Annotated in this window: 9 protein-coding genes; 1 reads left to right on the top strand and 8 read right to left on the bottom strand. The window is 62.3% G+C overall.

The features are described from left to right. Positions 1–2: 2 nt before the first annotated feature. Positions 3–1,727, bottom strand: a complete 1,725-nt coding sequence (locus ACX93L_RS14655) for a GNAT family N-acetyltransferase (RefSeq protein WP_459405542.1) — start codon at positions 1,725–1,727, stop codon at positions 3–5. A 149-nt stretch (positions 1,728–1,876) separates the two neighbouring features. Here ACX93L_RS14655 and ACX93L_RS14650 point away from each other — a divergent pair, with 149 nt between their 5' ends. After that, positions 1,877–3,124: a L,D-transpeptidase family protein gene (locus tag ACX93L_RS14650; RefSeq protein WP_459405541.1), complete on the top strand. Its 1,248-nt coding sequence runs from the start codon at positions 1,877–1,879 to the stop codon at positions 3,122–3,124. A gap of 17 nt (positions 3,125–3,141) precedes the next feature. Here the strand turns inward: ACX93L_RS14650 and dnaE are convergent, their stop codons facing one another. The 7 genes from dnaE to ACX93L_RS14615 form a co-directional block, all read right to left on the bottom strand. Further along, on the bottom strand, positions 3,142–6,636 hold the full coding sequence (dnaE, locus tag ACX93L_RS14645; protein WP_459405540.1) for a DNA polymerase III subunit alpha: 3,495 nt from the start codon (positions 6,634–6,636) through the stop codon (positions 3,142–3,144). 373 nt (positions 6,637–7,009) lie between these two features. Continuing rightward, on the bottom strand, positions 7,010–7,699 hold the full coding sequence (locus tag ACX93L_RS14640) for an ABC transporter ATP-binding protein (RefSeq protein WP_459405539.1): 690 nt from the start codon (positions 7,697–7,699) through the stop codon (positions 7,010–7,012). Between the two features lie 13 nt (positions 7,700–7,712). Continuing rightward, positions 7,713–9,020 carry a lipoprotein-releasing ABC transporter permease subunit gene (locus ACX93L_RS14635; RefSeq protein ID WP_459405538.1) on the bottom strand — a complete coding sequence of 436 codons (1,308 nt, stop codon included), beginning with the start codon at positions 9,018–9,020 and terminating at the stop codon, positions 7,713–7,715. 21 nt (positions 9,021–9,041) lie between these two features. Continuing rightward, positions 9,042–10,364 carry a proline--tRNA ligase gene (gene proS, locus ACX93L_RS14630; RefSeq protein WP_459405537.1) on the bottom strand — a complete coding sequence of 441 codons (1,323 nt, stop codon included), beginning with the start codon at positions 10,362–10,364 and terminating at the stop codon, positions 9,042–9,044. A 588-nt stretch (positions 10,365–10,952) separates the two neighbouring features. Next, positions 10,953–11,222 carry a DUF1467 family protein gene (locus ACX93L_RS14625; protein WP_459405536.1) on the bottom strand — a complete coding sequence of 90 codons (270 nt, stop codon included), beginning with the start codon at positions 11,220–11,222 and terminating at the stop codon, positions 10,953–10,955. A gap of 96 nt (positions 11,223–11,318) precedes the next feature. Beyond that, positions 11,319–11,723 (bottom strand): methylmalonyl-CoA epimerase, encoded by a 405-nt coding sequence (gene mce, locus ACX93L_RS14620; protein ID WP_459405535.1) that lies wholly within the window; start codon positions 11,721–11,723, stop codon positions 11,319–11,321. A gap of 61 nt (positions 11,724–11,784) precedes the next feature. Continuing rightward, positions 11,785–13,452: a ribonuclease J gene (locus ACX93L_RS14615; protein ID WP_459405534.1), complete on the bottom strand. Its 1,668-nt coding sequence runs from the start codon at positions 13,450–13,452 to the stop codon at positions 11,785–11,787. Positions 13,453–13,468 lie beyond the last annotated feature (16 nt).

The following is a 13,468-nucleotide window of genomic DNA, read 5'->3' as shown; positions in this document are numbered from 1 at the left end:
CGTCAGGCGCCGTCCGGCGTCCCGCCCGCCTCGCTTTGGAGCCGACCGAGATTGCGCGCCGCCTGCTCGTTGGCGGGATCGAGCGCAAGCGCTTGCCGATAGCTCTCCTCGGCCTCGTCTAGGCGCCGGAGCTTACGCAATAATGTGCCGCGATTGCTGAAGGCCACCGCATTCGTTCCGTCCAGGGCGATTGCCTTGTCGTAACTCTGCAGAGCCTCGTCCAGCCTTGATTGCATGATGAGTACGTTTCCGCGCTGGAGGTGAACTGCGGCGGAAGATGGAGCCACAGCGAGCGCTCGGTCGAGAAGTTCGGCAGCCAAATCCGTCGCGTTCTTCTGAATCAGCAGTGCGGCGAGGCTGAGCAAGGCCGGCAGGCAGTCCGGATCAAGGTCGAGCGCGTCCCGTAAATCGGCTTCCGCGGCGGCGAGCGCGCCTGAGCGCAGGTGGGAGAGCGCGGCTGCGACAAGACCGTCCACGCGCTGCCGCAGCGACTGTTCCAACCTCTGACCAAGCTCCAGGGCCGGCTGATAGGCCGGGTCGGTGGCGAGGATCTGTTGACAGCAAAGGGCGGCGGCGTCCGCCTGCCCGGCACGGTCGAAGGCGGCGGCCTTCGAAAAGGCAGCGTCGAGCGTTCGTGGGTCGAGCCTGCCGCCAAGGTTCTGCCCGGACAGGGTCGATATGCGGAAGCGCTCGACCTGGCGATGTTCCGCCCCGAAGGAATCCTTGTAACTGTAGTCGCCCGTGCCGAGATCGTAGATCTGGTAACCGTTTTCGATTGCCCAGCGCAGGCTGTGGCAGTGGAGGATCAGACCGGGACTGACGGACCTGTCCGCGGTCAGGTCACGCCCGCTGACGAAGGCAATGACGGTATGCCGCGCGGGATCGAGGAAGAGGACGAAGGCGGCGATCGCCTTGCCACGGTGCCAGAGGATAGGCATGTGAAGACTGCCATCCGCGAAGCATGCCGGGAGCATGTGGCGCGTATTCTCGAGAATGAAGCGGCCATAGGCCGGACGCTGCGGTCCCCACTGGCTCCACCAGAGGGAGCAGAAGATGTCGATATCCCGTTCCAGCGTATCGGTGGTCGCAACAGAAATTACGAGTTCCCGCTCCGGCGTATGAAATTCCCTCATAGCCCTTCGCGCATGATAGCGCGCGCGCGACCCCAGGCGCTCGTTCAGCAGCGTCTCGTAGTCCCCGGGCAATGGCACATAGACATAGGTGTCGTGATCGATGTCCTCGCCGGCATCCGTGATGTGCTCGGCCCGTTTCACCTTGGCGTGACGGAAGGTTTCCACCGGAAAGGCCGAAAAGAGCCGCTGCAATCGCTCCGGTGGCAACACGACATCGTCCAGGGCCAGGTGGCGCCAGGCCAATCCCTTGAGATGGGTGGCGAATGCATCCACTGCATCGTCGGCGTGAGCTGGTAAGGTGAGCATGCCGCAATAGGCCGAGAAATACGCGCCCGCGAGGCCAACGGTGTTGAAGAGGCCCCTCGCCTCATCGAATTCAGTGCGAAACTGAAGCGGAAGAAAGGCGACATATCCTTCGCTCGCGGCACCGCTGCGGGCGGCGAGAACAACCCATGGGCCTGATTTTTCAAACCAACGCCTCAACCAATGCCAGGACAAGAAATAGTGCCCGTCGGGATCGGCCACAAAGACTTCGTCCCAGTTCTGCTTGAGCGCATCCAGTTCAGCCAATGAAGATAGAGCATCGACATGCATCGCGGCCTCCCCCGGCACTCGACGCATCAGGCTCTCACAAAGAAGCGATTTACACAATCTCGTGAACCAGGCCGGGCCACGCGGCAAAGCTTCATTAAACTTCGACCTATATTTTGGCCGCGTTCGTATTGCGTATAGGATCAAGCCCCATGATGAAGTCCCTGGCCGCCACCCTTGGCCTGTTGTCCGCGACCATCCTTTCAACACCGGCGAGCGCTGGAAGCGGCGGCAACCTGCAGATCTTCGTCTCGAAAACCGAACAGTCGCTGGTGGTCTATGACGGCGACAAGGTCGTGGCGACGTCGAACGTCTCCACCGGCAAGCCCGGCCACACTACCCCGTCAGGGGTGTTCTCCATCCTCGAAAAGCGCAAGTATCACGAGTCCAATCTCTATTCGAACGCGCCGATGCCCTGGATGCAACGCATCACATGGTCGGGCGTCGCCTTGCATGAATCCGGCAGCGTGCCGAACTATCCCGCCTCCCACGGCTGCGTGCGCCTTCCGGCGGCCTTCGCCAAGGAGCTGTTCAAGCTGACGGAACGCGGCGCGCATGTCATCATCACCGATCACCCGGCTGTTCCCGCCTGGTTGACCCACCAGGCGCTCTTCACCCCGCGCGCGCCGGTGGCAGACGGCCAGTTGCTGTCCGACGCCGAACTGCGGCCAAGCACGATCGACGCGTCGCTGAAGCCTGTAGAGGTGGCGATGGCCGACGTCTTGCCGAAGGCCGGCGCGACCGCGAAGGTGGTGCTCGAGGAGGCACCGCCGCTCCGCATCCTGATCACGCGCCGCGGCGAGCGCGAAACCATGATCGACGTGCAGACGCTGCTCGGCGAACTCGGCTTCGACGCCGGCGTGCCTGACGGCCATGCCGGCAAGATGACCGTCGCGGCGATCAACGGCTTCAAGCGCTGGAAGGGTCTTTCCAACAAGGGCGTGCTGGTCGGCGCCGACTTCCTGACCGAGCTCTACAAGAGCAGCGGCAAAGGCGTTCCGCCGCTCGGCCAGCTCATGGTTCGACAGAACTTCAAGCCGCTGTTCGAAGCGCCGGTCGGCATTGCCGATCCGGAGAAGGCGCTGGGTACGCATTTCATCGAGGCGACCGATGTCGACCGCTTCGGCCACAAGGCCGAATGGCGCGCCGTCACGCTCGAAAACCATCTGACGAATTCGACGATGAAGCGGCTCGGCATCACCCAGGCGGCCGATGACACGGCAGTCTTCACCGCCGCAGCGGCGCTCGACCGCATCACCATTCCCGACGAGATCCGCCATCGCATCGAGACGATGATGAGCGAAGGTACATCGATCACGATTTCGGACAACGGCATCGGCCCGGAAACGGGTCCCGGCACCGACTTCATCACCATCACCCATCGCGCGCCGAAGGCCTGAGGCCTTCGGTCAGCCGGTCAGACCAGCTCGACGTCGATGACGCCGGGCGCCGAACGCATCGCGGCGGCAATCTCCGGCGAGATGCGGTATTTCTCGGTGAGTTCGACCTCGATCTCCCGCTGCCCGTCATCCTTGATGACGATGAACGACACGAGACCGTCACCGCGCGTGTTGAGATGGGCGGCTACCGTCTTCAACGGACCGCTGTCGCGTACATAGACACGCAGCGCCTTCTGCATCTGGACGGATTTTTCCTCGAGCGACTGCGCCGTCTGGATCCTGAGACCGATGCCTTCCGGCCGCTCTTCCGCGGCGACGGTAATCACCAGGGACTTGCCGGATTCGAGCAGGTCACGATACTGGTTGAGGCCTTCCGAAAAGAGGATGGCCTCGAACTGGCCGGACGCGTCCGAAAAGGTCACGATGCCCATCTTGTTGCCGGTGCGGGTCTTGCGCTCCTGGCGCGAAATCACCGTTCCCGCAAGCCGGCCCGCCGTTGCCCCCTGGCGCACCGCCTGGGAAAAATCCGCGAAGTTCTGAACGCGCATCTTCTCCAGCAGCGAACGGTAGGAATCAAGCGGATGGGCCGTCAGGTAGAAACCGAGGACCTGAAACTCGCGCATCAGCTTTTCGGACGGCAGCCAGGCCGTATAAGAGGCGAAAGAAATTCGCTCGGGCCCCGTGGCACCGCCGGCGCCGAACATGTCCGACTGGCCGCTGACGGCATTCTCCTGCGCGCGCTGGGCATAGCCTAAGACCCGATCGAGGCCGGCCACCAGCTCGGCACGATCGCGACCAAAACAATCGAATGCACCGGCGCAGATCAGGCTTTCGAAGACGCGCCGGTTGACCTGCTTGGGGTCGATCCTGAGGCAGAAGTCCTCGATCGAATCGAACGGCTTGTCGCCGCGGACCTCGACGATGTGCTGGACGGCGGAGTCGCCGACGCCCTTGATGGCGGCCAGCGCGTAATAAATACGGTTCGGACCGGTCTGGAAATGCCGGAACGAGGTCTGCACCGACGGCGGAACGACCTCGATGCCGAGACGGCCGGCATCCTGACGGAAGTCGTTGAGCTTTTCCGTGTTCGCCATGTCGAGCGTCATGGAGGCGGCGAGGAATTCGGTCGGATAATGTGCCTTCATGAAGGCGGTCTGATATGAAACGATGGCGTAGGCCGCAGCATGTGACTTGTTGAAGCCGTAGTTCGCGAACTTGGCGAGCAGGTCGAAGATCACGTCGGCCTGGTTCTTCGACACACCGTTCTCGACGGCACCATCGACGAAGCGGGCGCGCTGCTTGTCCATCTCCTCCTTGATCTTCTTACCCATGGCGCGGCGCAGAAGGTCGGCCTCACCGAGCGAGTAGCCCGAGAGCACCTGAGCGATCTGCATGACCTGCTCCTGGTAGACGATAACGCCCTGCGTTTCCTTGAGAAGGTAGTCGATCTTCGGGTGGATCGACTCGATCTCTTCCTCGCCGTGCTTGCGGGCATTGTAGACGGGGATGTTCTCCATCGGACCCGGACGGTAAAGGGCCACCAGCGCGATGATGTCCTCGATGCAGTCCGGCCGCATACCGATCAGCGCCTTGCGCATGCCGGCACTTTCCACCTGGAACACGCCGACCGTCTCACCGCGCGACAGCATCTCGTAGGTCAGCTTGTCGTCGAGCGGAATGGCCGCCAGGTCGACATCGATGCCCCTCTGTTCCTTGACGAAATCGACAGCCGTCTTGAGAACGGTCAGCGTCTTCAGACCGAGGAAGTCGAATTTCACGAGCCCCGCCTGCTCGACCCACTTCATGTTGAACTGGGTGACCGGCATGTCGGATCGCGGATCGCGATACATCGGCACCAGCTTCGACAGCGGGCGGTCACCGATCACGATTCCGGCCGCATGGGTCGAGGCATGACGGTAGAGGCCCTCGATCTTCTGGGCGATGTCGAGAAGACGGGCGACGACCGGCTCCTCTTCGGCTGCTTCTTGCAGCTTGGGCTCTTCCTCGATCGCCTTCGACAAGGGCGTCGGATTGGCCGGATTGTTCGGCACCAGCTTGCAGATCTTGTCGACCTGGCCATAGGGCATCTCGAGCACGCGGCCGACGTCGCGCAAGGCCGCGCGCGCCTGCAGCGAACCGAAGGTGATGATCTGTGCCACCTGCTCGCGGCCATACTTACGCTGGACGTAGCGGATCACCTCTTCGCGGCGATCCTGGCAGAAGTCGATGTCGAAGTCGGGCATCGACACGCGTTCCGGATTGAGGAAGCGTTCGAAGAGCAGCGAAAAGCGCAAAGGATCGACGTCGGTGATGGTCAACGCATAGGCGACGAGCGAGCCCGCACCCGAGCCGCGACCGGGGCCAACCGGGATGTCATGCTGCTTGGCCCATTTGATGAAGTCCGAAACGATCAGGAAGTAACCCGGAAACTTCATGCGCTCGATGATCGAAAGCTCGAACTCGAGACGCTCGCGGTAGTCTTGTTCGGTGAACCCCGCCGCCATGCCGAGCGCGGCGATACGTCCATCCAGGCCCTCGACCGCCTGACGGCGCAGTTCCAGCGCCTCGGCGCGCTCGGCCTCCTCCGGATCCTCGACGCCGCCGGTGAAGCGCGGCAGGATCGGCTTGCGGGTGTCGAGCACGAAGGCGCAGCGCCGGGCGATCTCGACGGTGTTGGCGAGCGCTTCCGGCAAGTCGGCGAACAGAGCCTGCATCTCTTCCCGGCTCTTCAGATAGTGATCCGGCGTCAGGCGGAAACGGCTGTCGTCAGATACGATCGCGTTGTGCGCGACCGCCATCAGCGCGTCATGGGCTTCATAGTCACCCCGCGACGGAAAGAAGGCCTCGTTGGTCGCGACCAGCGGAACGTCATGGTCATAGGCAAGCCCGACCATGCGGCGTTCATGGGACTTGTCGTATTCACCGTGGCGCTGCAGCTCGACATACAGCCGGTCGCCGAACAGACGCTTCAGCTCGAGCAGACGGGCTTCGGCCTGGGCGCGGTGGCCCTCCTTCAGCGCTGAGTCGACCGGACCCTTCGCCGCCCCGGTCAGGCAGATCAGTCCCGCCGTTCCGATCTCCTCCAGCCAGGACATGCCGATATGCACGGCCTGGGTCGAATCCCCGCCGAGATAGGCCCGGCTGACAAGATCCACGAGACGTTCATAGCCCCCGGCATCGGCCGCAAGCAAAACGATCGCCGGATAGCCGCCCGGCTGGCCTGCCCGCTTCTCGACGCTGCCATCCTCCATGTCGATGGAAAGCTGGCAGCCGATGATCGGCTGCAGACCGTCGCCCAAGGCCTTCTGTGAGAACTCCAGCGCCACGAACAGGTTGTTGGTATCGGTGATGGCGATCGCAGGCTGGTTGTCGGCAACGGCCTTGCCGAGAACTTTCTTGAGCGGCAGCGCGCCTTCAAGCAGCGAATAGGCCGAGTGGAGTCTCAGGTGAACGAAACCCGGGCCAGCACCGGTCTTTACCGGATCGTTCCCGTCAATTGCAGTCTCGCCCATGAAGCTTCCCCGGCACATTTTGAATCGGCCGCGATTTTCGGCCGAGCGCGCGATGAAGTCCAGAATTCTTTGCCGAGATCAGGCGCTCTATACAGCTTTGCTGTGTGGCACCTAAGGGCGCCGGGTCACAGAGCCAGCATGATCACCGAGAGGCTGGCAACAAACATGGAAATCGAGGCGAATGCGGCGACGTCACGAAGAATTTCGGTCATGTCTCTCTCCTGGCTCGTTATGTTTTTAATTTGTTCGCTTTTTGTTCCGTTGTCAACCAAAAAAAGGCCACACCTCGCCGGAGCATGAATCCGGTAAGGTGCGGCCCGTTGATGCTTAGCGATTCAGCGAAGCCGTTGGCTCCGGTCGCTCGACGATGCGATCAGGCGGCGTAGTCGACGACGCGACCGTCGACCAACGTCACACAGCGATCCATGCGCCGTGCAAGCTCGTGATTGTGGGTAGCGATCATCGCGGCGAGACCCGACTGGCGCACCAGGGCTTCGAGCGCGGAGAAGACGTAGGATGCGGTCTCGGGGTCGAGGTTGCCGGTCGGCTCGTCGGCGAGCAGGACGAGCGGCGCATTGGCAACGGCGCGGGCGATCGCGACACGCTGCTGCTCACCGCCGGAGAGCTCGGCCGGACGATGGTCGCCGCGGTGGCCGATGCGCATATAGTCGAGCAGCTGGGCCGCCCGTTCGCGGGCCTCGGCGTGCGACAGGCCGGCGATCAGCTGCGGCATCATGATGTTTTCCAGCGCCGAGAACTCCGGCAACAGGTGGTGAAACTGGTAGACGAAGCCGATCGAGTTGCGACGGATCGCGGTGCGCTTTTCGTCGGAGAGCCCCTGGCAGGCGACACCGCCGATGGTTACCTCGCCCGCATCGGGATGTTCGAGCAAACCGGCGACGTGCAGAAGAGTCGACTTGCCGGTGCCCGAGGGGGCCACGAGCGCGACCGTCTCGCCGCTTCTCAGGCTGAAATCGGCGCCCTTGAGGATGCTGAGCAGGGTTTCGCCCTGGCCATAGTGCCGGTCGATACCCGTGAGTGAAAGTACAGTGTCGGAGGCCATCAAACCGGTATCCTTATTCGTAGCGCAGGGCCTGGACCGGGTCGAGGCGCGAGGCGCGCCAGGCCGGGAAAATCGTCGCCAGGAAGGACAGGCTGAGAGCCATGACGACGACGGATACCGTCTCGCCCACGTTCATGTCGGCGGGCAGCTGGCTGAGGAAGTAGAGCTCGGGATCGAAAAGAACGGTTCCGGAAACCCAGCTGAAAAACTGGCGGATCGATTCGATGTTGAGACAGACGATAACACCGAGCGCCACGCCCGCTAGCGTTCCGGCCGTGCCGATCGCCGCCCCGGTCATGAAGAAGATGCGCATGATGGCATTGGCACTGGCGCCCATGGTGCGCAGGATGGCGATGTCGCTCGACTTGTCCTTCACCAGCATGATGAGGCCGGAAATGATGTTGAGCGCCGCGACGAGGACGATCAGCGTCAGGATCATGAACATCACGTTGCGCTCGACCTGAAGCGCCGAGAAGAAGGTCTGGTTGCGCTGGCGCCAGTCGGTGATGAAGATCTGCCGGCCGGCGGCCTGTTCGATCTGCGGGCGCAGCGCGTCGACGTCATCGGGATTCGAGACGAACAGCTCGATCGACTGCACGATGCCCTCGGCATTGAAATAGAGCTGCGATTCCTCGAGCGGCATGTAGATGATCGAGGAATCATACTCCGACATGCCGATCTCGAAGACGCCGGAGACCGGATAGGCCTTGACGCGCGGATTGACACCGAGCGGCGTCACGTCGCCCTCCGGGGAGACCAGCGTAATCGTGTCGCCGGCGGTGATGCCGAGATCGGCCGCCATGCGCGAGCCGACCAGCACGCCCTGCCCCGCAGCGAAGCCGACGAGATCGCCCGCACGAATATTGGTGGAGACGGTCTTGAGCTTGGTCACGTCCTCGGGACGAATGCCGCGCACCAGCGCCCCCGTGCCGGCGCCGGCGCGACCTGAGGCCAAGGTCTGTCCCTCGACCAGCGGCAGGGCCATGGTCACGCCGGGAACGGCTGCGAACTTGATGGCGAGCTCGGCATAGTTCTCCAGCGGGCCGTCGACCGGCTGGACGATCATGTGGCCGTTGATGCCGAGGATGCGGCTGATGAGCTCGGTGCGGAAACCGTTCATCACCGCCATGACGATGATGAGCGTCGCCACGCCGAGCATGATGCCGACGAAGGAGAAACCGGCGATCACCGAGATGAAGGCCTCCTTGCGCCGGGCGCGCAGATAGCGCCAGGCGACCATGCGCTCGAAGGCGGAGAAAGGCCGGGCGGCGCTGCCGTTTCCGGCCCCGGCCGTCTCGTTGGCGGAGGCTGCACTCGTCATTACGTCTCCTCGCTCGGGAAGTTACCCGACCAGCTTGTTGATGGCAGCCTCGATGGTCATCGTCTCGCGGGCACCGGTCTTGCGGTCCTTCAATTCGATTTCCCCGTTGGCGACCGACCGGGGACCGGCAATCACCTGGACCGGAACGCCAATCAGGTCGGCGGTCGCGAACTTCGTGCCGGCACGGTCGTCCGTGTCGTCGTAAAGCGTATCCTTGCCGGCCTTCGTGAGTGCCGCGTAGATCTTCTCGCAGGCCGCATCGCAAGCCGCGTCGCCGGCCTTCATGTTGATCACGACGGCATCGAAGGGCGCGACGGATGCCGGCCAGATGATTCCGTTCTCGTCATGCGAGGCTTCGATGATGGCGGGAACAAGGCGCGTCGGGCCAATGCCGTAGGAGCCCATGTGGACAACATGTTCCTTGCCGTCAGGCCCCTGAACCTTGGCGCCCATCGGCTCGGAATACTTCGTTCCGAAATAGAAGATATGGCCAACCTCGATGCCGCGCGCGGACAGGCGGTCGCCTTCGGCGATCGTGCCAAAGGCCGCCTCGTCATGCATTTCCGAGGTTGCGGCATAAACCGAGGTCCACTTGTCGAAGATCGACTGCAAGCCGGCGACGTCATCGAAATCCGTGTCGACGGAAGGAATGTCGAAATCGACGAAGCTCTTGTGGCAGAAGACTTCCGACTCGCCGGTTTCGGCGAGGATGATGAACTCGTGGCTGTGATTGCCGCCGATCGGGCCGGTATCCGCACGCATCGGGATGGCGCGCAGACCGAGCCGGTCGAAGGTGCGCAGATAGGCGACGAACATCTTGTTGTAGGAATGGATGGCGTCCTCGCGGGTCAGATCGAAGGAATAGGCATCCTTCATGAGGAACTCGCGCGAACGCATCGTGCCGAAGCGCGGACGAATTTCGTCACGGAACTTCAGCTGGATGTGGTAGAGATTGAGCGGCAGATCCTTGTAGGACTTCACATAGGAACGGAAGATGTCGGTGATCATCTCCTCGTTGGTCGGGCCGTAGAGCATCGGGCGGTCCTGGCGGTCCTTGATGCGCAGCATTTCCTTGCCGTAGTCGTCGTAGCGGCCGCTTTCCTGCCAAAGATCGGCCGACTGCAGCGTCGGCATCAGGAGCTCGATCGCGCCGGAGCGATTCTGTTCCTCACGAATGATCTTGTTGACCTTGTCGAGAACGCGCTTGCCGAGCGGGAGCCAGGAATAGATCCCCTGGCTCTGCTGACGGATCATGCCCGTCCGCAGCATCAGGCGGTGGGATACGATTTCCGCTTCCTTCGGGTTTTCCTTGAGGATCGGCATGAAATAGCGCGAAAGACGCATAACAGGTTCCAGACAGTTTAGGATTCCGCAAACGGCGGAATCAGCCATGACACGGGTGTTTCTCGAAGCGTACATAGCGGTTTCCCAACCCGAAGAAAACCCGCTCGCTGAGAGCCTTCGAGACAGCCCACGGACCCACTTTCTTCCGCCCGAAGCAACTTTCGGCAAGGCAAAATGCAGGTTTGCGTCATCACAAGTGCGACATTTGGGTATTTTTGGATTTTTTCTGGTGACTGTAGCAAATATGCAAAAAATGGGGTGACAAAGCGCACAGATTGGGCTAGCGTGAGCCCATAAAAGAGGCAAGAAGTTCAATTTCTTGCCAAATTCGCGGTCAAGTCTTGGGAGGATCAGATCTTAGGCGCGCTTGTTCGCAGCCCCTTAAATGGTGAAGGATCACGCGATAATTGAAACAAGGTCTTCGGACCTTGTTTTTTTTTGCCCTTGTCGCAGCCTGCCGCCGTGCCGGCAGGAATTACTCAGCGATCGTCGTTAAAGATCTGAGTCTTAGGTCACTTCCCTCACATTCAGAATCACAAAGGCGCGGGGTATAAGCCCGCGCCTCTCGCTCTCTCCCGCTATCGGGAATTAGTCGAATTTGGGGACCACGTTGGGCAGGCTGTCGAGCCCGATGCCAAAGTACGTGGATGCGACGTACCAGCCGGAAAAAATCAGTCCGGAGACCAGTGTCGTCACCAGAACGACCCGGCTGCCCCGGAATCGGGCCGGCGCACTTTCGACACTGCCCGGCACCACGTCATTCGCTTCAGCCTGGGTCTTCATGCCAATCGGCAGGACGGCGAAAAGCGTGATCCACCAGATGACGAAATAGATGGCAAAGGCGGACAGAATGGGCATCGCGTGCGGGCCTCGCTGGCTGACCGGCGCCACCTGGCACCGGGAACGGCCGACTTATAGGTCGGGATCGGCCGGAGTGCAATTCTACGTGAGGCCTCAGACCTGCTCGAGCTCGATGAGGGTGCCGTAGAAGTCCTTGGGGTGAAGGAAGAGCACCGGCTTTCCATGGGCGCCGATCTTCGGCTCACCGCCGCCGAGCACACGGGCGCCGCCGCTTGCAAGCTGGTCGCGCGCGGCAAGGATATCCTCGACCTCGTAGCAGATATGGTGCATGCCGCCGCCGGGGTTCTTGGCCAGGAATGCAGCGATCGGGGAATCGGCGCCGAGCGGCTCCAGGAGCTCGATCTTGGTGTTCGGCAGTTCAACGAAAACCACGGTCACGCCGTGTTCCGGAAGGGCCTGTGCAGCCGACACGCTGGCGCCGAGTGTGTCGCGGTAAGAGGCGGTTGCGGCCGACAGATCCGGAACGGCGATGGCGACGTGATTGACGCGTCCAAGCATGAACTTACTCCTCGATGACGAAACGGCGCCGAAGCTATACCAGCTTCCGCGCCCCCGTCACTCAGACTTTGGTCACGAAGACGGTGACCACGGGCTTCTTGCCCCAGGCATCGTTTGCAGTGCCGCGAACGGCGCGCCGGATGCTTTCGCGCAGCATCTCCAGATCCTTGCGGCGCGCACGCGGAATGCTCTCCACTGCCCCCAGGACGGCGTCATAGAGCGTATCCTCCATGCTTTCGCCCTCGTCGTCGAACTCAGGCAAGCCGAACGGCACGAGCTCGGGATCACCGGCAAATTCGTAGCGACTGTCGAGCAAGACGTTGACCGCGACATGGCCGACATAAGACAGCTTCCGGCGGTTCGCGATGCCCATCTCGTCGAGGTCGCCGACCAGCTTGCCGTCCTTGTAGACGCGGCCGTGCGGGACCTGATCGATGACTTCGGCCGGCCCCGGGGCCAGACGCAGCATGTCGCCGTTGCGCACGCGCGGCACGGTCTCGATGCCGGCCTGCAAGGCGAGTTCCCCCTGGGCGATCAGATGCGCGGCCTCGCCGTGGACGGGCACCAGAACCTTCGGCTTGGTCCACTCGTACATCTGCAGCAGTTCATTGCGCCGCGGATGGCCCGAGACGTGCACAAGCGCCTCACTATCGGTGACGATATGGATGCCCTGCTCGACGAGACCGTTCTTGATATCGAGGATCGCCTTCTCGTTTCCCGGGATGGTTCGCGAGGAGAAGACCACCGTATCGCCGGCGGTTAGCGCGACATTTCGCATCTCGTCGCGGGCGATCTTCGCCAGCGCCGCGCGCGGCTCACCCTGGCTGCCGGTCAGGATCACGACGACCTTGTCGCGCGGAATGAAGCCAAATTCGTCCTCGGCGATGAAAGGCTTCAGGCCTTCCATCAGCCCGAGATCGTCGGCGACGGCAACGACGCGCTTCAGCGAACTGCCGAGCAGCAGGACCTCGCGGCCGGCGGCCTCGGCTGCCTGGGCGATCGAGCGGATACGCCCGACGTTCGACGAAAACGTCGTGATCGCAACGCGGCCCTCGGCCGCCTCGATGATCTTGCGCAGTCCTTCAGAAACTTGCTCCTCGGAGGGAGACACGCCATCACGCATCGCATTCGTGCTGTCGCAGAGAACGGCGAGAACACCCTCCTCACCGATCGCGCGGAACCGGGCCTCGTCCGTCAACGGTCCCAGCGAGGGATCATGGTCGATCTTCCAGTCGCCGGTGTGAACGACGTTGCCAAGCGGGGTGCGGATGACGAGCGACATCGGCTCGGGGATCGAATGGTTGACGCCGACCGCCTCAATGGAGAACGGGCCGACATTGATGCGATCGCCGGCCTTGAACGGCGTGATCGGGATCTCGGCGCGCGAGCCTTCGTAGTCGCGTTTGGCCTCAAGCATGCCCGCCGTGAAGCCGGATGCGTAGACGGGCACATTGAGGCCCGGCCAGATGTCGTTCAGGCCGCCATAGTGGTCTTCGTGCGCATGGGTGATGATGATCGCCTTGAGCTTGTTCTTGCGCGCGGCGATGAAGCTGATATCGGCAAGCACGAGATCGACGCCCGGCAGTTCCGGCCCCGGAAAGGTCACGCCGCAATCGACCATGATCCATTCGCGGTTCGACGGCGCACCATAGCCGTAGAGCGCGAGATTCATGCCGATTTCGCCGACGCCGCCCAGCGGCACGAACACCAGTTCTTCGTTGTTTGCCATTCTGTCCCTGATCCAG

The organism is Rhizobium sp. CAU 1783 (genome assembly GCF_054551725.1).
The sequence above is the reverse complement of the archived record's forward strand: the minus strand, read 5'-3'. Positions and strand labels throughout refer to the sequence as shown.